This window comes from Nocardiopsis algeriensis (assembly GCF_014203695.1).
In the GTDB taxonomy this organism is placed as follows: domain Bacteria; phylum Actinomycetota; class Actinomycetes; order Streptosporangiales; family Streptosporangiaceae; genus Nocardiopsis; species Nocardiopsis algeriensis.
The window spans coordinates 148,899-172,363 of sequence record NZ_JACHJO010000003.1; the positions used below are offsets into that span (position 1 = coordinate 148,899).

Below are 23,465 nucleotides of genomic sequence, written 5' to 3' on the forward strand. Positions count from 1 at the left end.
CGCGGTCCGTGTCCTGGCCGACGATCCCGTACCGGACGACGATCGTTGCGCCCCGACGGGTGTGTCTTATGCTTGGTCCGTGACAGCGGCCGAGAGGAGTCGTGGAGCGTGACTCCCGAGAGCCGCGGAGCCCCCCGACGGCATTCGGCGCCGCGTGGTCCAGGCAGGAAGCCCCAGCGAGACGCGGATGGGGAATCCGAGTGTTATTCGGAGGTGTCGAGCAGTTGAGCGCCGAGACGTCCGTCCCACAATCCCCGGTCAGCAGGGCGGAACTTCCCGAAGCGGTGAGGACCCTGCTGACCGATTCACCCATCGGATTCGCCCTGCTGGGTCCCGATGACGCCTTCGGCACGGTCAACGGGCGCATGGCCGAACTGCTCGGGCGCACCCCGGCGGAGTGCCTGGGCCGCAGTCCCGGGGACCTTCTGGAGGAGAGCGGGGGCCGGTCCGCCGCGGCCGAGCACCGCCGGGCCCTGGAGGACGTGCGCGCGAACGGGCACACCGTCCGCAGCCGGCACCGCGTCTCCCCGGGGCAGGTCTGGGACCTGACCTGGTTCCCGGCCACCGACCCGGGGAGCGGGCAGGAGCACGTCGCTCTCATCGCCGTCCGCGACGGCGGCTCCGCCCGCAAGGACGAACAGCGCCTGCGCGCCCTGCTCCGGGCCGGGAACCAGATCTTCTGGACCGCCGACCCCGACGGCGAGGTCCTGGAGGACTGCCCGCAGTGGCGGTCCGTCACGGGCCAGAGCCCGGAGGAGTTCCTCGGCCGCGGCTGGCTCGAGGCCGTCCACCCCGACGACCGGCCGGCTGTCGCGCGGGCCTGGGACGACGCGGTCCTGGACGTCACCCCCTTCGACGCCATGTGCCGCGTCCGCACCCTCTCCGGCGGCTACGGCCACTACCGGTTCCGGGCCGATCCCGTCATGGACGGCGGTCCGGGCCCGGCCGAGTGGGTCGGCACCCTCACGGACGTCACCAACGAGCGTGAGGCCGACGAGCTGCGTCAGCGCCTCCACCAGCAGCTGGGGGAGGCCGCCATGCGCACCGCGCGCCTGCAGAAGGCCACCTCCGACCTGGCCGAGGCGCTCACGGCCGCCGACGTCGCCGGCGCCATGTCCGAGATCGGCCGCTCCGGGGTGGGCGCCGACCACACGAGCGTGGTCCTGCTGGACCGCGACCGGCTCCGGCTGCGGGCCGTCGCGGCGGAGCACGACCACCAGCCGCTCCGGGCCGCCTTCCCCCTCGACCACCCCGACATCGCGGCCCTGGCGGTCAGCGGCGGCGCTCCGCAGTTGGCCGCGAGCCCGGCCGAGCTCGCTGTGCTGCTCGACGACGCCCCCGAGGTCCGGGAGCTGGTCGAGAACACCCCCGAACGCTCCTGGGTGGCCCTGCCGATGATGGTGGCCGGACGTCCGATCGGTGCCCTGCGCTTCGCCTTCCGCCATCCCCGCGAGGTCACCGACGACGAGCGCGTGTTCCTGGAGGCGCTCGCGGGGCAGTGCGCGCTGGCCATCGGCCGGGCCACCCTCTACGAGCAGGAGCACAGCACGGCCGAGGAGCTCCAGCGCAGCCTCCTCCCCGAAGAACTTCCCGAGGTGCGCGGAGTGCGCCTGGCCGCCTATTACCGCTCCGGGTCCCAGCACGTGCAGGTGGGCGGCGACTGGTACGACGCCTTCCCGCTCCCCGACGGCCGTGTGGCCGGAGTGCTCGGCGACGTCATGGGCAAGGGGATCCCGGCGGCCGCGGGAATGAGCCGTATCCGCAACGCGTTGCGGGCACTGGCGTTCTCCATGCCCGAGCCCGCCGACGTGCTCACCGGACTGGATCGCATGTTCAGTGCCACGGAGGGTATGGACCAGGTCACCACGCTGGTCTACTTCGTCCTGGACCCGGTCACCGGGCAGCTCGACCTCAGCAATGCGGGCCACCTCCCGCCGCTGGTCGTGGCGGGCAACGCCGGCCCCTGGCTCCTGGACACCGACCCCGACACACCGCTCGGGGTCAGCTCTCCGAGAGGACACCACAAATTCTTCGTCCAACCCGGTAACACTGTCGCCCTCTACTCCGATGGACTTGTCGAGAACCGCAAACGATCCGTCGACACCGGGCTCGACGAGCTCGTCGGTGTGGCGTCCTCGGCTCCCCCGGAGATCGTGGGCGATCCACAGCAGATGCTGGAGTACCTTGTTGAGAGCATGCTCGAAGGGTATGAGCAGGACGATGACGTCACTCTGCTCGCCGTTCAGCTCCCGGTGATCGACTCTGCCGCCGATCGGTGAAAGCGCGGAGGGGGATCGACCGTGAGGAAGCCGTAGTCCGTACGAACAAGTCCATTGCCTTGCCTAAAGTGAAGAAGCCGTTCCGCCCCGCACGGGGAAACCCGGACAGTACGCAGGGGGGAACCCCCTGTCGGCTCTCCTCCGGGTGACCTCCCAGAGCGCATACGCTTGAAAGACAACGGCTTCCCCGCCCCGGCGGGACTGTTCCCAGGCCGCAGGCGGGAGAGGGTGACGGCACCCGGCCCCGACCAGGCGGGCCGCCGGGTCCGACAGTCCCGCCACACGTCCGTTCGAGAGGTGTTTGTGTCATCTGCCAGTTCGACTCGCTCGAAGCAGTCCGAGTCACTGCAAGAGCCCGTCATTCAGCAGCTGATCGAGCGTGGGCGGTCCCAGGGCTATCTTGAGCCCGAGGACGTGCGCCGTGCCTTCGAGGAGGCCGAGATCCCGATGTCGCAGGCGCAGTCAGTGCTTCGCAGCCTCGCGAAGGAGGGCGTCACCGTACTCGTGCCCGAGTCGGCATCCTCTCGGCGCAAGACGACGCGGCGCAAGACGGCGACCTCGCGGTCCACCTCGACCAAGCCCAAGACCACCACCACGACGCGGGCCGCCAAGCCCGCGCGTGCGGCCGCCGCTCAGGAGCAGCCGGAGAAGGTCACCGCGGTGGTCGACGCCGCCGAGGACTCCGCGGACGGCGCCAAGAAGGCACCCGCCCGCAAGACCGCGGCCAAGAAGACCACCACCGCGGCCAAGAAACCCGCGGCCCGCAAGACGGCGGCCAAGAAGACCACCGCGGCCAAGGATCCTGCGGCCAAGAAGACCGCCACCCGCAAGACGGCGGCCAAGAAGGAGCTGGAGCTGGCCTCCGGGCCCGAGGAGGACTTCGAGGAGCTCGACGACCTCGAGCACACCGGCGCCGAGCTGGAGCTGGTCGAGGACACCGGTGACGACTCCGCCGACAAAGAGGTCAAGAGCACCAAGCCCGAGGCGGTCGGTTCCCCGGTCAAGCCCGCGAACGAGGACGAGTCCTTCGTCCTCTACGACGATGACGACGACGCCCCTGCCGCGCAGGTCGTCGCCGCCGGCGCCACCGCCGACCCGGTCAAGGACTACCTCAAGCAGATCGGCAAGGTTCCGCTGCTCAACGCCGAGCAGGAGGTCGAGCTCGCCAAGCGGATCGAGGCCGGCCTGTTCGCCGAGGAGAAGCTGGCGGAGGAGGGCCACAGCCTCGCCTACGAGATGCGCGAGGAACTGGAGTGGATCGCCGAGGACGGCGGCCGCGCCAAGAAGCACCTGCTGGAGGCCAACCTCCGTCTGGTCGTGTCGCTGGCCAAGCGCTACACCGGCCGCGGCATGCTCTTCCTGGACCTGATCCAGGAGGGCAACCTCGGTCTGATCCGCGCGGTGGAGAAGTTCGACTACACCAAGGGCTTCAAGTTCTCCACCTACGCCACGTGGTGGATCCGCCAGGCCATCACCCGGGCGATGGCCGACCAGGCCCGCACCATCCGCATCCCGGTGCACATGGTCGAGGTCATCAACAAGCTGGCCCGCGTCCAGCGCCAGATGCTCCAGGACCTGGGCCGCGAGCCCACCCCGGAGGAGCTGGCCAAGGAACTCGACATGACCCCCGAGAAGGTCGTCGAGGTGCAGAAGTACGGCCGCGAGCCCATCTCCCTGCACACTCCGCTGGGCGAGGACGGCGACAGCGAGTTCGGTGACCTCATCGAGGACTCCGAGGCCATCCAGCCGGGCGAGGCGGTCAGCTTCACCCTGCTCCAGGAGCAGCTGCACTCGGTGCTGGACACCCTCTCCGAGCGCGAGGCGGGTGTGGTCTCGATGCGCTTCGGCCTGACCGACGGACAGCCGAAGACTTTAGACGAGATCGGCAAGGTCTACGGGGTGACGCGTGAGCGCATCCGGCAGATCGAGAGCAAGACCATGTCCAAGCTCCGCCACCCGTCGCGGTCCCAGGTGCTCCGCGACTACCTGGACTGAGCGGCTCGCCGCTCTGCTCGGACAGGATCGGCCCGGTGTGCCACCTTGCCCCACGACGGGGTGGCGCACCGGGCTTTTCCGTGCCCCGCAGGTCGGCGGGTGTGGCGACGCCCGCTTGCCCCACCTGCGGTCCAGGACGCCCCGTACGAGAATTCCCAGGTGTTCGTCGTCCATCCGACAGGGCTCATGATGCCGAGAACCCTGTAGGTACAGGATAAAGTCGCGATGCAGATCTGTTACATCACGCAGGGTGTCCGTGTGGTGTGTCGCGGAGAAAACCTCGCGGCAGCCGCCTGCCGCGGCCCAGGGGATCCTGCCCCGGAGCCCCGCCGGATGCCCGGAGGTGCCGTCATGGGCGGGACGGCCGCGCCGGGCCGATGAACTTCCGGGACTGCCGCGTCAGCCGGTCTCGACGACGTCGAGGACACGGGCGCTGCCCGGACGCCCCTCGGGCAGTTCCACCGTGTGGCCGAGGTCGCGCAGGGCCTGCGCCAGTTCCTCCGGGGTGGCTGCCTCCACGCCCTCCAGCAGCAGGGAGCGGGCGATGTCCCCGCGGGTGGCCTTGGCCATGTGGCTCACCACCGACCGGCGGACCCGGCCGTCCACCGTCCGTTCACGCAGAACCCGGACCGACACGAGCCGCTCGGCGGCTCGTCCGCGGGGCTTGAAGGCCGCCGCGTAGGCCGACGAGCGGCAGTCCACCAGCAGCCGGTCCCCGGCCAGGTCGCCCATGGGCTCGGCGAGGACCCGGCGCCAGTAGGCGCCCAGACCGCCGAGCGGGGGCAGTCGGACCCCCATCGAGAGGCGGTAAGGGGGAAGCCGGTCGGCGGCGCCCACCACGCCCCACAGGCCGGAGAAGACCAGGACCCGCTCCCGGACCCGGTCCGGCACCGACTCCAGCAGGTCCGGAAGGCCGAGCCGGTCGTAGAGGACGCCCGTGTACAGGTCGGCGGCGCGCAGGGTGGGAGCATCGGCCGCGTCGAGGTTGCGCTTGAGCGCGTCCGCCTGGCCGGGGGTGAGCCCCAGCACGTCCATGGCGGTCTCCTCAGGGCCCGAGCACAGCTCCGTCAGCGCTCCCAGGACCTCTTCGCGGGCCGGTGCCAGTTCGGGAAGGGTCAGCGTGCCCAGGTCGAGCGCGGGCCCCTCGCCGGAGGTGGCCTTGCCCTCGGACGGCGGCAGCAGGACGAGCATGTGTCGTTGACTCCAGGGTTGTACGCGGGATGATCCCACATCGTAGTGCGGGGGCGTTCGCGCACGGTGCCGGGACGTGTGGCATCGTCGGTTCCGCGAGAGCGGCGGCGGGAGAGGGGCGTGCGGCGGATGCACGTGTGGGCGTCACGGGTGGCGCGGGACTGGCCCGCGTTCAGCGTGGAGGAACGCGGCGGCTGGCGGTTCGGATTCGCGGAGGGCGTGACCAAGCGCGCCAACAGCGCCCTGCTGCTGGACCCCGCCGCGGACGCCGCCGAGGTCACCGCCTACTACGGGGCGCTGGGTCTGCGGCCGTGCGCCCAGGTGTGGCCGGGGCAGGAGGGCGCCGACGCCCGGCTGGCCGGGCACGGCTACGAGGTCGTCGAACCCAGTCTCGTCCTGGCCCGGGAACTGGACCGGCGCCCGGAGGCGCCCGGGACCACCGCGGTCTCCGACGTGCCGACCGACGACTGGAGGGTTCCCGAGCCGGACTCGGCGGAGGGGACCGCGCGCATCCTCGGCCGGGTGAGAACCGCCTACGGGGCCGCACCCGGCGGAGCCGGCCGCGGCTGCGCGGTGTTGGACGGCGGCTCGGTCGCGATCTGCGCCATGGCCACCGCACCCCGGGAGCGGGGGCGCGGGGTGGCGGCGGCCGTCCTCGCGGACCTGCTCCGCCGGGCGTACGACGGAGGAGCGCGGAGCGCCTATCTGTGCGTTGTGGCGGACAACACCCCGGCGCTGCGCCTGTACCGGCGCGCGGGCTTCCGCGAGGTGTCGCGCTACCACTACCGGGTCCTGGGCTGAAGGCTCCGCACACGCGAACGGCGGCCCCCGGAGGGAGCCGCCGCTGTGTGCCTGTGGGGCCGAGTTGCTACTTCTTGTTGAGCTTGTCCGTCTCGTCCTGGATGTCCGAAGCGATCTTGCGCAGCGAATCGTCGTGCTTGCGCATGTGGTGAGCGCAGAACAGGAGTTCGCCGCCGGAGTTCAGGAGCACCCGGACATAGGCCTGTGCACCACAGCGGTCGCAACGGTCAGCAGCCGTCAGGGGCTGGGTGGGGGCAAGGGTTCCAGTCACTTCGCCATCCTCAGTACTCGGCGTCAGTCACCTCTGACAACATCTAACCCGGTCCAGACGTTCCCAACCGGATCCCGTGTACGCCGACAGCGGAATCTGCCTGGTTGATGCCTGTGCGGGGGGAGGTGGGGGCCTTTCTGGCTCGAAGTCGTCTCTTGTATTCGTTGTACCCCTCAGGAGGCTCTCCATCCCAGGGAAAAGGGGAGTATCCGGGGCGCACCCACCGGAGCGCACCCATCAGAGGTGGTAGTCTCGCGCGGGGCAGAGCCTTTCCCGAGCCGGATCCCCGAGAACGGGGCCGGATCCCGGCCGAGGAGTTCGCCCGGGCCCCCGCCGGCCGCGGCAGTGTCCGCGCGGCAGGTGCGCCCGCCCTTCGCCGGCGGTGTGCGAGGAAATCCGTTCCGTACGCTGTGGCCTGGACCTTTTCGTCGGTGCCGCGCGGTACAAAGAGCACGCACCGCAACAGAGCCCCGATGGCCCCCAAGACGCAGGAGATGTCCGAGTGACCGCCTTGACCGCAGCTGTCCACGACCCCGAGGACTATTCCGCCCGGCACCTGTCGGTCCTCGAAGGTCTTGAGGCGGTGCGCAAACGTCCGGGCATGTACATCGGGTCCACCGACAGCCGCGGCCTCACCCACTGCATGTGGGAGATCATCGACAACTCCGTCGACGAGGCCCTCGGCGGCTACTGCGACCGGATCGACGTGATCCTGCACACCGACGGCTCGGTGTCGGTGGCCGACGACGGCCGCGGCATTCCCGTCGACGTCGAGCCCAAGAGTGGACTCTCGGGTGTGGAGCTGGTCATGACCAAGCTCCACGCCGGCGGCAAGTTCGGCTCCGGCTCCTACACCGCCTCCGGCGGCCTCCACGGTGTCGGCGCCTCCGTGGTCAACGCCCTCTCCGCCCGGGTCGACGTCGAGATCGACCGGCAGGGGAGCACCCACGCCATCAGCTTCCGCCGGGGCATCCCCGGCCGTTTCGCCGGTGCCGGTCCGGACGCCGAGTTCACCCCGGCCTCGGGGCTGGAGCAGATCCGCAAGGTGGCCAAGAAGGTCACCGGCACCCGGATCCGCTTCTGGCCGGACATGCAGATCTTCCTCAAGGACGCCGAGATCGCCCGCGAGTCCCTCCTGGACCGGGCGCGCCAGACCGCGTTCCTCGTACCCGGGCTCACCATCTCCGTGCGCGACGAGCGCGTCGAGGACGGGGAGGCCTACGAGGAGGAGTTCCGCTTCGACGGCGGCATCGGCGAGTTCTGCACCTTCCTGGCACCCGACGAGCCGGTCAGCGACGTGCTGCGCTTCCAGGGCAGCGGCACCTTCCGCGAGACCGTGCCCGTGCTGGACGACGCCGGGCACATGGTTCCCGCCGAGGTGGAGCGCCGCCTGGACGTCGACGTCGCCCTGCGCTGGGGCACCGGTTACGACACCACCGTGCGCTCGTTCGTCAACGTCATCGCCACCCCCAAGGGCGGCACGCACATCAACGGCTTCGAACGCGCCCTGGTGCGGGTCCTCAACGACCAGCTGCGCGCCACCAAGCTGCTCAGGAACAGCGACGACCCCGTCACCAAGGACGACACCCAGGAGGGGCTGACCGCGGTCGTCACCGTGCGTCTGCCCGAACCCCAGTTCGAGGGGCAGACCAAGGAGATCCTCGGCACCTCGGCCGCCGCCCGGATCGTCTCCCAGGTGGTCGGCAGCGGCCTGCGCGAGTTCCTGACCTCCACGAAGAAGCTGGAGAAGGCCAGGGCCCGCAGCGTCATGGAGAAGGTGGTGGGCGCGGCCAAGGCCCGCCTGGCCGCCCGCCAGCAGCGCGAGACCCAGCGCCGCAAGAACGCCCTGGAGAACTCGGCGCTGCCCGCCAAGCTGGTGGACTGCCGCAGCGAGGGCCTGGACCGCAGCGAGCTGTTCATCGTCGAGGGTGACTCGGCGCTGGGTACCGCCAAGCTGGCCCGCGACTCGGAGTTCCAGGCGCTGCTGCCGATCCGGGGCAAGATCCTCAACGTGCAGAAGTCGTCGGTCGCCGACATGCTCAAGAACGCCGAGTGCGCGGCGATCATCCAGGTCGTGGGTGCGGGCTCGGGCCGCACCTTCGACATCGAGGCCGCTCGCTACGGACGCATCATCCTCATGGCCGACGCCGACGTCGACGGCGCGCACATCCGCTGCCTGCTGCTCACACTCATCTACCGCTACATGCGCCCCATGCTGGAGGCCGGCCGGGTCTTCGCGGCCGTGCCGCCGCTGCACCGCATCGAGCTGACCACCACGCGGCGCAAGCGCGGCGCCAAGGCGGAGGACAGGTACATCTACACCTACTCCGACGCCGAGCTCCAGCGCACCTTGCTGGACCTGGAGAAGCGCGGCATCTCGTGGAAGGAGCCGATTCAGCGCTACAAGGGTCTGGGCGAGATGGACGCCGACCAGCTGGCCGAGACCACCATGGACCCGCGCCACCGCACCCTGCGCCGCATCCGGGTGGAGCAGGCGGAGGAGGCCGCGGCGGTGTTCAACCTGCTCATGGGCAACGAGGTGGCCCCGCGCCGCAGATTCATCCAGCAGGGCGCCCAGGAGCTGGACGCCGCCCGCATCGACGCCTGACCCGCGGTCGGGGGCCGCGGGAACCCCGGTGTGCCCGCGGGCCCCGTCAGGCAGGGGGCGCCCACACGCCCTCGTCGAGGAAGCGGTCGACGGCCTCCCGGTAGGGGCGGGGGTCCAGCCCCCGGGCGGCCACCCACTCGTCGTCGTAGTAGCTGTGGCGGTAGCGGTCGCCGCCGTCGCAGATGAGGGTGACCACGCTGCCGGTGCGGCCCTCGCGCCGCATCCTGGCGATCAGGTGCCACGTCCCCCACAGATTGGTGCCGGTGGAGCCGCCCGCGCACAGGCCGGTGCGGTCGTTCAGCTGGCGCATGGCGGCGATGCTCGCCGCGTCGGGCACCGGCATCATCAGGTCGATCACCGACGGAACGAAGCTGGGTTCCATGCGGGGGCGGCCGATGCCCTCGATCCGCGAGGACATACCCGTGGTGTGGCCGGGGTCGCCGGTCGCCCAGGCGGGGAAGAACGCCGAGTTCTCGGGGTCGACCACGGCCAGGCGCGTACTGAGCCTGCGGTAGCGCAGGTAGCGGCCGATCGTGGCGGAGGTGCCCCCGGTACCCGCCCCCACCACGATCCACTCGGGGCACGGGTGGCGCTCCAGGGCGAGCTGTTCGAAGATCGACTCGGCGATGTTGTTGTTGCCGCGCCAGTCGGTGGCCCGTTCGGCGTAGGTGAACTGGTCCATGTAGTGGCCGCCGGTCTCCGCGGCCAGCCGTTCCGCCTCGGTGTACATGTCGGGCGGTGTGTCCACGAAATGGCACCTGCCGCCGTGGCGCTCGATGAGGGCGATCTTCTCCGGACTGGTCCCGCGCGGGATGACCGTGATGAAGTCCAGCCCCAGGAGCTGCGCGAAGTAGGCCTCCGACACCGCGGTGGAGCCTGAGCTCGCCTCCACGACGGTGGTGCCCTCCCGGATCCAGCCGTTGGCCAGGCCGTACAGGAACAGGGACCGGGCGAGCCTGTGCTTGAGGCTGCCGGTGGGGTGCACCGACTCGTCCTTGAGGTACAGGTCGATGCCCCACTCCGGCGGCAGCGGGTACACGTGCAGGTGGGTGTCGGCCGAGCGGTTGGCGTCGGCCGTCACCTTGCGGACCGCCTCGTCGGCCCAGGACCGCGCCTTCTCGCTGCTGCGGTCCACCCACGGGACGTCGTCCGGATCGGTTGAGGGTGCCATGGACCGAGGGTAGTCGTGGCGCGTGCCCCGGGGAAAGAACTCCCCCCGGGGGCGGTTGGTCAGTCGAGGGATCCGCCGGTCATCACCGCGTACATGCGGCGGTAGACGGCCGCCTCGTCGTGGCGGCTCTGCCTCTCGAGGGTGCGGGCCAGGGCGATGTGGGCCCAGTTGTCCACGGGATCCAGCTCGATGATGCGCCGGAACGTCCTCTCGGCCCTGCCCAGCTGGGCGGAGTGGAAGTAGGCGCGGCCCAGGAGCTCCAGGAGGGAGCGGCTGTCGGGCTCGCTCTCCAGCGCGGGCTCCAATGTCTTGGCCGCGTAGATCGGGTCCCCCAGCTCCAGGAACATGCGGGCGCGGTTGTAGGTGTCGTAGGTGCTCTCTGCCACGGTGCTCCTTCCGACGGCCGCAAGGACCGTCCTCGGATCACAACGGCCGGGGAGATGGCCGCATTCCTTCCTCTTCATCCCCCCGCCAGGAGGTGTCCACCCGTCACCTGACCCGCCGGACGGCGAACGCGCGGCGGGAGGGTCCCTGCGGCTCAGAAGTCGACGGGGGAGATCGCGCCGGTGTCGACGTCGTAGACGGCGCCGGCCACGGGAAGGCCGTGGGGCAGCAGCGGGTGGTGGCGGATGCGCTCCAGGTCGTGGCGCAGGGCACCCAGCTGGTCGTTGTTGGTGTGGAACTCCAGGCTTCTGGTGTCCACCCCGTACTCCTGCTGGATGAGGTCGTGCACCGCGTCGTCGCTGGGCACGGACGCCATCTTGCAGCGCGTGTGCGGCAGGATCAGGACGCGGTCCACCCCCAGGAGGTAGACGGCCAGGACGAGGGTGCGCAGGGTGTCGTCGGTCACGCGGGCGCCCGCGTTGCGCAGGATCTTGGCGTCACCGGGCACGAGGCCGAGCATGTCCAGGGGCTCGATCCTGGAGTCCATGCAGGTCACCAGGGCCAGACCGCGGCCGGCGATGGGTTTGAGGCCTTTCAGGGAGAAGTTCGCGGTATAGGCGGCGTTGGCCGCGAACACGTCGTCGAAGGCTCCCCCCGCGGGGGACGTGCTGTTGTCGCTCACTGGTGTCTCTCTCGGTCGTACTCACAACAGTGCCGTGCACAGCGGACCAGGCTCGTGTGCACGGCACGCTGCGACGGGCTCAGGAACTCGCGGCGGGTGCGGTGACGCCCAGGTCGGTCTGCCCGGTCCCCACCGTAACGATCGCGCGCGGAAGCGCATCGCCCGACCCGTCCCTGCGGCTGCTCGCGTCGGGCAGGCGCACCGGCTTCCCGTCCTCGCGGGCGGCCCGGGCGGGTGCGCGCCCGATCCACGCGAACAGCAGGGTGTCCTCGCCCTTGAGGTAGCGGTGGCAGCGCACGCCGCCGGTGGCCCGCCCCTTGGTCGGGTAGGCCGAGAACGGCGTGACCTTGGCCGAGCCGGCCTCGGTCCCCGCCAGGGCGGTCGAGGAACCGGACACGGTGACGACCACGGAGTCCTCGGGGCTGTGCACGGCCCCGAACCACAGCACGCGGGCCTCCTCGGACAGGCGCACACCGGCCACACCGCCCGCCAGGCGCCCCTGGGGGCGCACGGCGGAGGCACCGAAGCGCAGCAGCTGCGCCTCGGAGGTGACGAACGCGAGGTCCTCCTCGCCGGTGGACAGCTGGGAGGCGCCGACGATCCGGTCGCCGTCCTTGAGGGTGATGATCTCGAAGTCGTCCTTGTTGGGCGGGTAGTCGGGGGAGACCCGCTTGACCACGCCGCCGGCGGTGCCCACGGCGAACCCGGGGCCGGAGGAGTCCATCGACACCACCGACACCACCCGTTCGTCGCCGTCGAGCTGTACGAACTCGGTCACCGGGAGCCCCGATGCCAGGGGCGGCCGCTCGCCGGCCTCCTCGGGCAGCTCCGGCAGCTCCACCACGGGGACGCGGATCATCCGGCCCAGGTCGGTGACCAGGCCGACGTCCGAGCGCGACGTGGTCGGCACCGACACGGCGATCGCGTCGTGCCTGGTGCGCAGGCCGTCGTAGACGGGCGGTACGGCGGCGCCCTTGGTGCGGCCGATGGTGCCGTCGACACCCATCAGCACGTGGCAGGGCTGGTCGGCCATCTCCAGCGGGATCACGGCGGCACGGGAGGCGCCGTCGCTCTCGCGCAGCTGGGTGCGGCGGGGGGTGGCGAACTTCTTGGAGACCTCGCCGAGCTCCTTGGAGACCATCCGGCGCAGCTTCTTGTCCGACTCCAGGACGGCGGTGAGGTCGTCGATCTCCTTGTTGAGCTGGTCGCGCTCGCCCTCCAGCTCCATCCGGTCGAACCGGGTCAGGCGGCGCAGCGGGGTCTCCAGGATGTAGCGGGCCTGGATCTCCGACATCTCGTAGGCCGACATGAGCGCCTCGCGGGCGGCCGCGGTGTCGTCGGCCTCGCGGATGAGCGAGATGACGCGGTCGATGTCGAGCAGGGCCGTGAGCAGGCCCTCGACCAGGTGCAGGCGCTCGCGGCGCTTGCGGCGGCGGAACTCGCTGCGGCGGCGCACGACCTCCAGGCGGTGGCCGACGTAGACCTGGAGCAGCTCGCGCAGGCCGAGGGTCTGGGGCTGGCCGTCGACGAGGGCCACGTTGTTGATGCCGAAGGACTCCTCCATCGGCGTGAGCCGGTAGAGCTCCTCCAGGACGGCCTCGGGGTTGAAGCCGTTCTTGAGCTCGATGACCAGCCGCAGCCCCTGGGTGCGGTCGGTCAGGTCCTTGAGGTCGGAGATGCCCTGGAGCTTCTTGGACTGCACCAGCTCCTTGATGCGGCTGACGACCTTCTCGGGGCCGACGTTGTAGGGGAGCTCGGTGACGATGAGGCCGGTCCGGCGCGCGGACACCTTCTCGATGGAGACGGTCGCCCGGGTCTTGAACGTGCCGCGGCCGGTGCGGTAGGCGTCGCGGATGCCGTCCAGGCCGACGATGGCGCCGCCGGTGGGCAGGTCGGGCCCCGGCACGAACTCGGTGAGCTCCTCCAGGGTGGCGTCGGGGTGCGCGATCAGGTGCCGGGCCGCGGCGATGACCTCGCCCAGGTTGTGCGGCGCCATGTTGGTGGCCATGCCGACCGCGATCCCGGAGGCGCCGTTGACCAGCAGGTTCGGGAAGGCGGCCGGAAGGACCTCCGGTTCGGTCTCCTGGCCGTCGTAGTTGGGCCGGAAGTCGACGACGTCCTCGTCGATGCCGGAGACGAGCAGCTCGGCGGCGGAGTCGAGGCGGGCCTCGGTGTAGCGCATGGCGGCCGGGGCGTCGTCGCCGCCCAGGGAGCCGAAGTTGCCGTGGCCGTCCACCAGGGGGACGCGCATGGCGAAGGGCTGGCTGAGGCGGACGAGGGCGTCGTAGATGGCGCTGTCGCCGTGGGGGTGCAGGCGGCCCATCACCTCGCCCACCACGCGGGCGCACTTGACGTGCCCCTTGTCGGGACGCAGTCCCATTTCATTCATCTGGTAGAGGATGCGTCGCTGCACGGGTTTCATGCCGTCGCGTGCATCGGGGAGGGCGCGCTGGTAGATGACCGAGTACGCGTACTCCAGGAAGCTGCCTCGCATCTCCTCGGAGACGTCGATGTCGATGATCTTCTCGGCGAGATCCTCGGGGGGACGGGAAGTTGTACGGGCCATGTCCGTAATTCTGGCCTGTACCAAGGACTGAAACGAACGCGAACGCGTGGTCGAGCGGGTGTGAGCCGTGTAACTGGCGGCTTTTGTTGCTGTCTGGAGGGGTTTACGGCCGTACGTGTCAGGGATTCGGAAACCGGGGTGCGCCCCCGCCCCGAGCGCGGGACGGGGGCGCACCCCGGAGGCGGATCCGCTCAGCCGGTGAAGGGGACGGTGACCGTCGCGCCCTCGGCGGTGCCGGTGCGGACCTTCGACTCCCCGGTGCCCAGGGCGCTCCAGAGCGTCACGCGCACCGAGCCGCCGTCCAGGTCGGCGAAGGAGCCCTGTGCGTCGAGCATCCCCTGTCCCTCGGTGTAGGACTCCCATCCGGGCAGGTCATCGGTGGCGAAGTACCGGTAGGTCTCCACGCGGTCGTCGGTGCCGTCGCCCTCGAAGTCGTAGGCCACGCGCACCTGCACGGCGCTGCCGACCGCGCTGCCGGCGTCCACCGGAAGCGTGAAGGAGGTCCCGCCGCCGTCGAAGGCTCCGGTCAGCCCGTCCAGCTCCAGCACGGTCGCGTTCGCCGGCGGGGTGCCGTCGTGGTTGGCGCCGTTCCCCGCGGCCACGGAGACCGAGCCCTCGGCGTCACCGGGAGTGGTGGACAGCGAGGTGGGGGACAGGTACAGAAGGCCGTCGCCCACACCGCTGCCCGGCTCACCCGGCTCGTTCGGCTCACCCGGCTCACCCGGTTCGCCCGGCTCCCCGGGGCCACCGCCGCCGCCCTCGCCCCTGGTGGAGGCCAGTGTCCCCGGCGCCACCTCGAGTTCGGTCCCGTCGGAGAAGGACACGGTGATCGGCTCGGTACCCGGGTTGAAGGCGGTGTGGGTGCGCTCGTTCCCCTTGGTGAACACCGCGTAGTGTGCGGTGTCGGCCGTGACGGAGGTGTCGACCGTGCCGGCCTCGGCGAGGGTGGAGACCCACTGGTAGGTGTGCGCCTTGGACTCTCCCGCCTCGGGCTCGTAGGACCGCCACTGCTCCTCGAACAGGCGCAGGGCCTCGTCGCCGTCGGAGAGCGCCCGGTGCGCCCAGTGGATGTCCCGCCAGATCTGCGGCTGCCGGCCCAGGCGCTCGAGCAGCGACTCGTGGGCCGCCGCGGCGTGCTCGGGGTCGTGCCCCAGGTAGAGCGACCCGGCGGTGATCGGCAGGTAGTTGATGCCGTAGTGCTCCTCGTCGCCGCCGTCCCACCAGATGCGGTAGTCGCCGCCGTTGCCCCAGACCATGCCGACCACGTCGTGCTCGAAGCCCTCGGGGAAGGTCCCGCCGTCGGAGTTCTGCCAGTAGCGGGTGACCGTGGAGGCCTGCGTGGTGTGCAGGAACACACCGAGGTCGCGCAGCTCCTCGTCACCGGTCAGGGCGCCGAACAGCGCGGTGGCGGAGGCGAAGTGCATGCCCTCGGAGGAGGACTCCTGGTTGTTGCCCGCGGCGAATCCCGCGTGTCCGGAGGCCCAGCCGTGCCCCGCGTAGGGAGAGAAGGAGCGCAGGCGGGGGAACATGCCCTCCTCGGTGGAGGCCACGTCGTCGATGAGCAGGCGGATCATGCCGCCCCAGGCGTCCTCGTCGGCCCATCCACGGTCGTAGCGGGCGATCGTGGCAGCGGCGGTGACGAAGTAGCCGTAGTGGAAGTCGTGGTCGTTGACCTCGGTGGCCGCACCGAAGCTGTCGGGGTAGCCGAAGAGGGTGCCCCAGCGCTCCTCGTAGGAGAACCCGCGGTCGCCGCCCGCGGTCAGCCACTCCTCCATGCGCGCCTTGAGCAGCTCCAGCAGCCGGTCGCGGGCCTCGGTGGAGCCGATCGAGTCGGCGATCGGCACGAGCTGGGCGAGGCGTCCCAGGGCCTTGCCGTCCCAGTAGGTGTCGCCGGGGGAGGGGAAGTGCGCCTCCTCGGCGAGGACCTCGTCGATCAGCTGCCGCATGCGGTCGTGGTCGGCGCTGTCGACGGTGGGCAGGCTCGGCAGGATGCCGTGGGTGGCCAGCTCGGTGGTGAAGCTGCCGCCCAGGGCCACCCGCATCTCGCCGCGCGGGGAGGCGTAGGACATGCCGGTGACCTCGCTGACGGCGTTGTCCCAGTGGTGGGGGTACAGGGCCACGGGGGTGCCGCCGGAGTCCTCGGTCTCCACCCGGTAGGTGCTGGTCAGGGTCGCCGCGGCCTCGTCGTAGTCGTACTCGACCTCCGAGCCGGTGACGGCGGAGTGGGCGTAGGGGGCGAAGGTGTCCAGGTCCTCGGGGGAGGGCAGCAGGGCGACCGAGTAGTGCCCGGCCGGGGCGGTGAAGGTGTCGCCCGAGCGGGCCCAGGAGGTGCCCTCGGGGGCGAAGAGCGCGTAGTGGTGGCCGTTGGCGGTGGCGCCCACCACCCCTGCCGCCTCGTGCCAGACCTGCGGCGCGGCCAGGAACTCCACCCGGGCGTCACCGCCCTCGGCCTCGGCGTGGGCGAAGGGCAGGCCCTGGCCGATGGTGACGCGCAGGGTCGGCCCGCCCTGCCACTGCGCGGTGACGGTCCAGTCGTCGCTGTCGGCCACGCGGGTGTCGGGGGAGTCGAGCCCGGCCGCGCCCAGGGACAGGTCGGCGGTGTGCGGGTACTCGTACTTGAGCCCGTCGGCGACCAGCTGGGGCTCGTCCGGGTACCCCATCTCCAGGCCGCCCGCGTGGGGCCGGTAGCTGGCGGGGTGGGCGAAGAGGTTCTCGCCGTAGGGGTTGCCGGGGTAGCGCTGGAAGATGAGCGAGGACCACCATTCGTTGGTGGGGGCGGGGCCCTCGTAGTCGTCGGTGACCTTGGGGTCCACGGGGTTGCCGTCGGCGTCGACGGGCCCGGTGGCTCCGGCGGGGAGGGCGTCGGTGTAGCTGCCGGTGCCGACGGGGACGGTCGCGGAGCTCTCGGCCGCGCTCTCGCGGTCGGGGAGGACGACCGCGCCGGCCAGGGCGGTCGCGCCGCAGACGAACGCCGCGGCGGCCGAGAGGAGACCGCGTCTCCTGCGGCGGTGCGGTGGAGTACCGGGTTCGGGCATGGTGTGCCTTCCGTCGGGGTTACGTGCGGAGCCCGGACGGGAGCGCTCCCATGGAGCCGGGCTCTGTGACCAGAAGTGTTCATGCGCACACGGGGAAAGCCAATGCGGGTAAAAGGAAAGTTTCCTTACTGTTATCGGGGCGACCCGGCCCGCGGACGGTCCCCGCACGTCGCCCGCCTCTGATAGCAAGGACCCATGACTGCCATCGACCCCGCCCCCGAGACCCCCGCCGACGAGGTGCTGCGCAAGAGCGCCGAGGCGCGCCTGCGGGCACTCGCCGGGGAATCCGCACGGCTGCGCGAGGACCAGTGGACCGCGATCCGCGCCCTGGTCGCCCAGCGCCGCAGGGCCCTCGTCGTCCAGCGCACAGGATGGGGCAAGTCGGCGGTCTACTTCGTGGCCACCGCCCTGCTCCGGGAGGTCGGCGCCGGACCCACCGTCATCGTCTCCCCGCTCCTGGCGCTCATGCGCAACCAGATCGCCGCCGCCGAGCGCGCCGGCATCCGCGCCCGCACCGTCAACAGCGCCAACACCACCGACTGGGAGACCGTCTACGCCGACGTCGCCGCCGGCGAGGTCGACGTCCTGCTGGTGAGCCCCGAGCGCCTCAACAACCCCGAGTTCCGGGACCGCGTGCTGCCCCGGCTCGCCGCCGGCGCCGGCCTGGTCGTCATCGACGAGGCGCACTGCGTCTCCGACTGGGGGCACGACTTCCGCCCCGACTACCGGCGCATCCGCTCGCTGCTGCACGACCTGCCCGACGGCATCCCGGTCCTGGCCACCACCGCCACCGCCAACGAGCGTGTCACCCGCGACGTGGCCGAGCAGCTCCGGGCGGGGGCCGAGCGCGAGGACACCCTGGTCCTGCGCGGCTCCCTCGAACGGGAGAGCCTCCACCTGGCCGTCGTCGACCTGCCCGACCCGACGGCCCGGCTCGGTTGGCTCGCCGAACACCTGCCCGAGATCCAGGGTTCGGGCATCGTCTACGCGCTCACCGTGAGCGCCGCCGAGGACACCGCGCGCTTCCTCTCCGAGCAGGGGATGGCGGTGCGCGCCTACACCGGGCAGACCGACCCCGACGAGCGCCGCGAGGCCGAGGACGACCTCCTCGCCAACCGGGTCAAGGCGCTGGTCGCCACCAGCGCCCTCGGGATGGGCTTCGACAAGCCCGACCTGGGGTTCGTCGTCCACCTGGGCGCCCCGCAGTCACCGATCTCCTACTACCAGCAGGTCGGCCGCGCCGGACGCGGTGTCGAGCGCGCCGAGGTGATCCTGCTGCCCGGCCGCGAGGACGTCCGCATCTGGGAGTACTTCGCGAGCCTGTCCTTCCCCCCGGAGGAGACCGTGCGCCGCACCCTGGCGGTGCTGGAGGAGGAGGGCCGCCCCCTGTCCCCGGCCCACCTGGAGACCCGGGTGGACCTGCGCCGCTCCCGCCTGGAGCAGATGCTCAAGGTCCTGGACGTCGACGGCGCCGTCCGCCGGGTGCGCGGCGGCTGGGAGTCCACCGGGCGGCCCTGGTCCTACGACGCCGAACGCTACGCCGCGGTCTCCCGCGCCCGCGAGGCCGAACAGCGCGCGATGCTCGACTACATCGCCCTCGACACCTGCCGCATGGAGTTCCTGCGCCGCCAGCTCGACGACCCGGCGGCCTCCCCCTGCGGCAGGTGCGACGTGTGCACCGGCCGGTACTGGCCCGCCGACGCCGACCCGGTGCGCCGCGAGGCCGCCGCCGCCCACCTCGACCGCCCCGGCACACCCCTCGCGCCCCGCCGCCAGTGGCCCACCGGGATGAAGACCCTGGGCGTCCCCCTCTCGGGACGGGTCAAGCCCGAGCTCATGGCCGAGGAGGGGCGCGCCCTGGGCCGCATCACCGACATCGGATGGGGCGGCGAGCTGCGCCGCGTCCTCGCCGCCGACGCCCCCGACCACCCCGTCGACGACCGGGTCCTGCAAGGGGTGGTGCGCGTCCTGGCCGCCTGGGACTGGCGGGAGCGGCCCGTGGGCGTGGTGGCCATGCCCTCGACCACGCGCCCGGCCATGATCGCCGACCTCGCCGAGCGCGTGGCGCGCCTGGGCCGCCTGGCACCCGTGGGCTCGCTCGCCTACCGCGACGGACGCGGCCCGGGGGAGCGCAGGCACAACAGCGCCATGCGCCTGGCCCAGGTGTACGCCGCCCTGGTCCCCGGACCCGGCCTCGCCGAGGCGATGGCGGCCCTCCAGGCCGAGAACCCCGGCCCGGTGCTGCTCGTCGACGACCTCACCGACACCGGATGGTCCCTCACCGTCGGCGCAGCTCTCCTGCGCGGTCTGGGCGCCCCCGCGGTCCTGCCCCTCACCCTCGCCACCACCGGCGGCTGACGGGAAGCACCGAACGCCCGGCGCGGAGCCGGGCGTTCGGAAGGGTGCGGGGACGCGAGGGCCCCGGGAGAAAAGGGGACGGCTGAGAGCGCCGGGGCGTCCCTCGGGGCGGTGGCGGGCGGGGAGACCGCCACCGGGCCCTCGGCCGGGGCCGGGGTCAGCGGAGGCGCTGCCCCCGCGGGGCACCGCGGCGGACCGGCTGGCCGTCGCCCAGGTCGGGGCGGGCGCCCGGCTGGTGCAGGGCGCGCGCAGCCAGGCGCTGGGCGTGGGACAGTGCCTCCTTGGGGTGGCGGCCCGCCAGCCAGAAGGGGAGGAAACCGGCGATGAACGCGTCGCCCGCACCCACGGAGCCCGGGGAGGGCTCCACCGGCTCGGCGGGGACCGTCACGACGTCCTCGCGTGTCTTGGAGGCCCACAGGCCGCCCTTGTCGCCCAGCTTGAGCACCACGTTCGGGTACCAGGCGGTCAGTACCTTGGCCGCCGCCTCCGGGGAGTCCCGGCCCGTCAGCACCTTGGCCTGGTCCAGGTTGGCGAACAGCAGCCGGGCACCCTGCGTCCAGTCCAGGAAGCTCTCCGCGCCCGCGCGCTCCAGCGGCGCGTGCGACCCGCCGTCCACCGAGATGGACATGCCGCAGTCCTGGGCCATGCGCAGCGCCACGCGCGCCGCACGCCGCGAGTCCGCGTTGATCAGCGTGTACCCCGACACGTGCAGGTGCCCGTCCGGGCCGAACACGTCGCGGGGCAGGTCCTCGGGCTGGAGCCGGGCGTTGGCGCCGGGGTCGCTCAGCATCGTCCGGTCGCCCTTGTGGGTGATCATGACCACGCAGGTGCCCGTGGGCCGCTCCGGGTCCATCACCGTGCGCGAGTCCAGGCCGTAGCCCATGAGCTCCATCTCGCGGGTGCGTCCGGTGATGTCGGAGCCGCGCCGGCCGACGAAGGTCGTCTCGACGCCCTCTACTGCCAGCCACGCGGCGATGTTCGCGCCGGACCCGCCGCCGTACATCACGACGGACGCGGGGGTGTCGCTGCCGCGGGCCAACGGGTGGAACGCGCGTGCGACGGCATCGGTCATGAGGTCACCGATTACGACCACTCGTGTCATTTCGCCAGCCACCACCGAGGGTTATGAGAATCTGTGCCCGCACGACGTTAACAGGTGCAGCGCCAGCGGCGTGTAACGAACTGACAGCACCACGGCCACACGGCGACCGATCCTGATGAGTGTTCGGGGTCCTTCCTATAGGGTGCACCGCCGCCCGGCGAGCCTTCCCGTGTACGCCACGCGAGAACTCTTCGGGCGATTTCGCGCATACCGCATGGACTTTCCCCGGAATCGACCGTTTGTCGTCTAGTCTCGCACTCGTGCAGTCCTACCCGAACCACTGGGAAGCCGACGTCGTCCTCACCGACGGAGGCACCGCGCACCTGCGCCCCATCACGCCCGACGACGCCGACCTGCTCCGCGAGTTCCACTCCCGGCTCTCACCGGAGACCATCTACTACCGGTTCTTCGCTCCTTATCCCAAGCTGTCGGACCGCGACGTGAGGCGTTTCACCACCGTCGACTACGAGGAACGCGTCGGCATGGTCGCCACCATCTCCGACGCCCTCGTCGCGGTGGTGCGCTACGACAAGGTGGCTCCGGAGGAGGCCGAGGTCGCCTTCGTCGTGGAGGACGCCCACCAGGGACGCGGCCTGGCCTCGGTGCTCCTGGAGCACATCGGCGCGGCCGCCCGCGAGCGCGGCATCCGGCGCTTCATCGCCGACGTGCTCCCCGAGAACCGGCGGATGATCAACGTCTTCCGCGAGGCCGGATACACGGCGCAGCAGACCTTCGACGAGGGGGTCATCCGGCTGACGCTCGACATCCAGCCCACCGACGTGTCCAACGAGGTCATGCGGGCCCGTGAGCAGCGCGCCGAGTCGCGCTCCATCGCCCGCCTGCTCTTCCCCGAGTCGGTCGCGGTCATTGGCGCCAGCCGCACCGCCCACACCATCGGCCAGACCGCCCTGCGCAACCTGCTCGACAGCGAGTTCCAGGGGCCCGTCTACCCGGTTCACCCCGAGGCCAAGGCCGTCGTGGGCGTGCGCGCCTACCCCTCCGTCCTCGACATCCCCGACCAGGTCGACCTCGCCGTCGTCGCGGTGCGCGCCGACGCGGTCGTCGACGTGGTCGAGCAGTGCGCGGAGAAGGGTGTGCACGGGCTGGTCGTGGTCAGCTCCGGCTTCGGTGAGACCGGGCCCGAGGGGCGCGAACGCCAGGACGAGCTGGTGCGCACCGCGCGCGCCGCGGGCATGCGCGTCGTGGGCCCCAACTGCCTGGGCATCGCCAACACCGACCCCGGCGTGTCCCTCAACGCGACGCTGTCCCCCGACCTGCCCCGCAGCGGCCCCATCGGCTTCTTCTCCCAGTCGGGAGCCCTGGGCCGGGCCATCCTGCAGCGCGTCGCCGAACGCGGCATGGGGCTGTCCACGTTCGTCTCGGCGGGCAACCGCGCCGACGTCTCGGGCAACGACCTCATGCAGTACTGGCAGGAGGACCCCGCCACCGAGGTCGTCCTGCAGTACCTGGAGTCCCTGGGCAACCCGCGCAAGTTCACCCGCCTGGCCCGCCGCCTGGCCAAGCAGAAGCCCGTCGTCGCGGTGCGCAGCGGCGGCTCCTCGCGCACCACCCCCACCGGGCACGCCGCCGGCGGGCTGTCGCTGCCCGACTACGCCGTCACCTCCCTGTTCCAGCAGGCCGGGGTGGTGCGCGTCGACGACATCACCCAGATGTTCGACGCCGCCCAGGTGTTCGCCTACCAGCCCCTGCCGCTGGGGCCCCGGGTCGGGATCATCGGCAACTCCGACTCCCTGGAGCTGCTGGTCAAGGACGCCGCCGTCCGGCAGGGCCTGCGTCCCCACGACCCCGTCAACCTCGGCCCCCAGGCCACCGCGGAGGACTTCGACCGGGCTCTGGAGGCGGCGCTGGCCGACGACGGCGTCCACTCGGTCGTCGTCGTGTTCGTCCCCGCGCTGCACCCCATCTCCGACGACGTCGCCCGTGTCCTGCGGGCCCGCTCCCTGGAGTCGGACAAGCCCATCGTCACCACCTACCTGGCCCGCCAGGGCATCCCCGAGGAGCTGCGGCACGTCGGCGAGCGCGGGGAGACCCTACGCGGCTCGGTGCCCTCCTATCCCGCACCCGAGGACGCGGTGCGCGCCCTGGCCTACGCCACCCGCTACACCCAGTGGCGCAACCGCAAGGCCGGACGCCACCCCGAGCTGCCCGACATCGACCGCGCCCGCGCCCGCGCCACCATCGCCCGGGCACTGGGGAAGGCCGACCACGACCCGGAGGAGGTCGCCTGGTTCGGCGGCGACCGCCGCTACGACGAGGAGACGGCCGTCTCGGGCGAGGACGCCCGCGAGCTGCTCGCCTGCTACGGCATCGACGCCTACCCCGACATCCGCGTCACCTCTCCGGAGGAGGCGGTGGTCGCCGCCGGGGAACTCGGCTACCCCGTCGTGGTCAAGGCCGACTCCCCGGACCTGCGGGTGCGTTCGGGGGGCACGTTCGTCCGCGCCGACCTGCGCACCCCCGACGACGTGCGCAGCGCCTTCCTGTCCCTCGACGACCGCTTCGGTGCCGATGCCACACTCGTCGTGCAGCGCATGGTGGCGCCCGGCGTCCCCACGGTCGTCCGGGCCGGCGACAACCAGTCCTTCGGGTCGGTCATCTCCTTCGGCCTGGCCGACGTCACCGCCGAGCTCCTCGACGACCGGTCCTTCCGCCTCGCCCCGCTCACCGACGTGGACGCCGCCGACCTCATCCACGCGGTGCGGGCCGCGCCGCTGCTCTTCGGCCTGCCCGCCGGAGCGACCTCGCTCGCCGACCAGCCCAACGTGGAGGCCCTGGAGGAACTCCTCATCCGGGTGTCCCGCATGGTCGAGGCCTTCCCCGAGATCGGCTACGTCGACCTGGACCCGGTTCTGGTCAACGCCACCGGAGCCCACGTCCTGGGCGCCCGCATGTGGCTGCGCGAGGCACCCGAGGTGCGGCCCGACGCCGGTCCCCGCAGGCTGCGAGGGGTGACGTTCTGATCCGGGACCGGCTCTCCCGTCTCACCCCGTGGTCGCGAAGT

At 71.6% G+C, this 23,465-nt stretch carries 14 protein-coding genes; 6 read left to right on the plus strand and 8 right to left on the minus strand.

Translation table 11 applies throughout. The features are described 5' to 3' along the window. Nucleotides 1–224 precede the first annotated feature (224 nt). Both FHS13_RS05215 and FHS13_RS05220 read left to right on the plus strand, forming a co-directional pair. Nucleotides 225–2,279, plus strand: coding sequence for a SpoIIE family protein phosphatase (locus tag FHS13_RS05215; RefSeq protein ID WP_184288347.1), 2,055 nt, complete (start codon nt 225–227; stop codon nt 2,277–2,279). A gap of 303 nt (nt 2,280–2,582) precedes the next feature. Beyond that, the gene (locus tag FHS13_RS05220; RefSeq protein WP_184288350.1) at nt 2,583–4,274 is read left to right on the plus strand and encodes an RNA polymerase sigma factor; all 1,692 of its coding nucleotides are present in this window, start codon (nt 2,583–2,585) and stop codon (nt 4,272–4,274) included. A gap of 399 nt (nt 4,275–4,673) precedes the next feature. Here FHS13_RS05220 and yaaA read toward each other — a convergent pair whose 3' ends face one another. Next, the gene (gene yaaA / locus FHS13_RS05225) at nt 4,674–5,465 is read right to left on the minus strand and encodes a peroxide stress protein YaaA (RefSeq protein WP_184288353.1); all 792 of its coding nucleotides are present in this window, start codon (nt 5,463–5,465) and stop codon (nt 4,674–4,676) included. A 129-nt stretch (nt 5,466–5,594) separates the two neighbouring features. Between yaaA and FHS13_RS05230 the strand changes: the two genes are divergently transcribed. Beyond that, nucleotides 5,595–6,266 (plus strand): GNAT family N-acetyltransferase, encoded by a 672-nt coding sequence (locus tag FHS13_RS05230; protein ID WP_184288356.1) that lies wholly within the window; start codon nt 5,595–5,597, stop codon nt 6,264–6,266. A gap of 67 nt (nt 6,267–6,333) precedes the next feature. On the opposite strand, the gene FHS13_RS05235 is transcribed toward FHS13_RS05230, so the two are convergent. Beyond that, nucleotides 6,334–6,537, minus strand: a complete 204-nt coding sequence (locus FHS13_RS05235) for a DUF7455 domain-containing protein (protein ID WP_184288359.1) — start codon at nt 6,535–6,537, stop codon at nt 6,334–6,336. Nucleotides 6,538–7,039: 502 nt separating this feature from the next. On the opposite strand from FHS13_RS05235, the gene FHS13_RS05240 reads away from it, so the two are divergent. Continuing rightward, nucleotides 7,040–9,145 carry a DNA gyrase subunit B gene (locus tag FHS13_RS05240; protein ID WP_184288362.1) on the plus strand — a complete coding sequence of 702 codons (2,106 nt, stop codon included), beginning with the start codon at nt 7,040–7,042 and terminating at the stop codon, nt 9,143–9,145. Between the two features lie 46 nt (nt 9,146–9,191). Here the strand turns inward: FHS13_RS05240 and cds1 are convergent, their stop codons facing one another. The 5 genes from cds1 to FHS13_RS05265 form a co-directional block, all read right to left on the minus strand. After that, nucleotides 9,192–10,316, minus strand: a complete 1,125-nt coding sequence (gene cds1, locus FHS13_RS05245) for an L-cysteine desulfhydrase Cds1 (RefSeq protein WP_184288365.1) — start codon at nt 10,314–10,316, stop codon at nt 9,192–9,194. A 59-nt stretch (nt 10,317–10,375) separates the two neighbouring features. Further along, on the minus strand, nt 10,376–10,702 hold the full coding sequence (locus tag FHS13_RS05250; RefSeq protein ID WP_184288368.1) for a tetratricopeptide repeat protein: 327 nt from the start codon (nt 10,700–10,702) through the stop codon (nt 10,376–10,378). A gap of 152 nt (nt 10,703–10,854) precedes the next feature. After that, entirely contained in the window at nt 10,855–11,382 is a 528-nt protein-coding gene (locus FHS13_RS05255; protein ID WP_184288370.1) for a carbonic anhydrase, read from the minus strand. A gap of 79 nt (nt 11,383–11,461) precedes the next feature. Next, nucleotides 11,462–13,948 carry a DNA gyrase/topoisomerase IV subunit A gene (locus tag FHS13_RS05260; protein ID WP_184288373.1) on the minus strand — a complete coding sequence of 829 codons (2,487 nt, stop codon included), beginning with the start codon at nt 13,946–13,948 and terminating at the stop codon, nt 11,462–11,464. A 191-nt stretch (nt 13,949–14,139) separates the two neighbouring features. Beyond that, the gene (locus FHS13_RS05265) at nt 14,140–16,983 is read right to left on the minus strand and encodes a glycosyl hydrolase (RefSeq protein WP_184288376.1); all 2,844 of its coding nucleotides are present in this window, start codon (nt 16,981–16,983) and stop codon (nt 14,140–14,142) included. A 195-nt stretch (nt 16,984–17,178) separates the two neighbouring features. On the opposite strand from FHS13_RS05265, the gene FHS13_RS05270 reads away from it, so the two are divergent. Further along, nucleotides 17,179–19,341 carry a RecQ family ATP-dependent DNA helicase gene (locus tag FHS13_RS05270; RefSeq protein WP_184288379.1) on the plus strand — a complete coding sequence of 721 codons (2,163 nt, stop codon included), beginning with the start codon at nt 17,179–17,181 and terminating at the stop codon, nt 19,339–19,341. Nucleotides 19,342–19,498: 157 nt separating this feature from the next. Here the strand turns inward: FHS13_RS05270 and FHS13_RS05275 are convergent, their stop codons facing one another. Continuing rightward, a complete protein-coding gene (locus FHS13_RS05275; protein ID WP_184288382.1) occupies nt 19,499–20,434 on the minus strand; it encodes a PfkB family carbohydrate kinase in 936 nt (311 codons plus the stop codon). 269 nt (nt 20,435–20,703) lie between these two features. Between FHS13_RS05275 and FHS13_RS05280 the strand changes: the two genes are divergently transcribed. Continuing rightward, nucleotides 20,704–23,424 carry a GNAT family N-acetyltransferase gene (locus FHS13_RS05280; RefSeq protein ID WP_184288385.1) on the plus strand — a complete coding sequence of 907 codons (2,721 nt, stop codon included), beginning with the start codon at nt 20,704–20,706 and terminating at the stop codon, nt 23,422–23,424. The last annotated feature ends 41 nt before the right edge of the window (nt 23,425–23,465 follow it).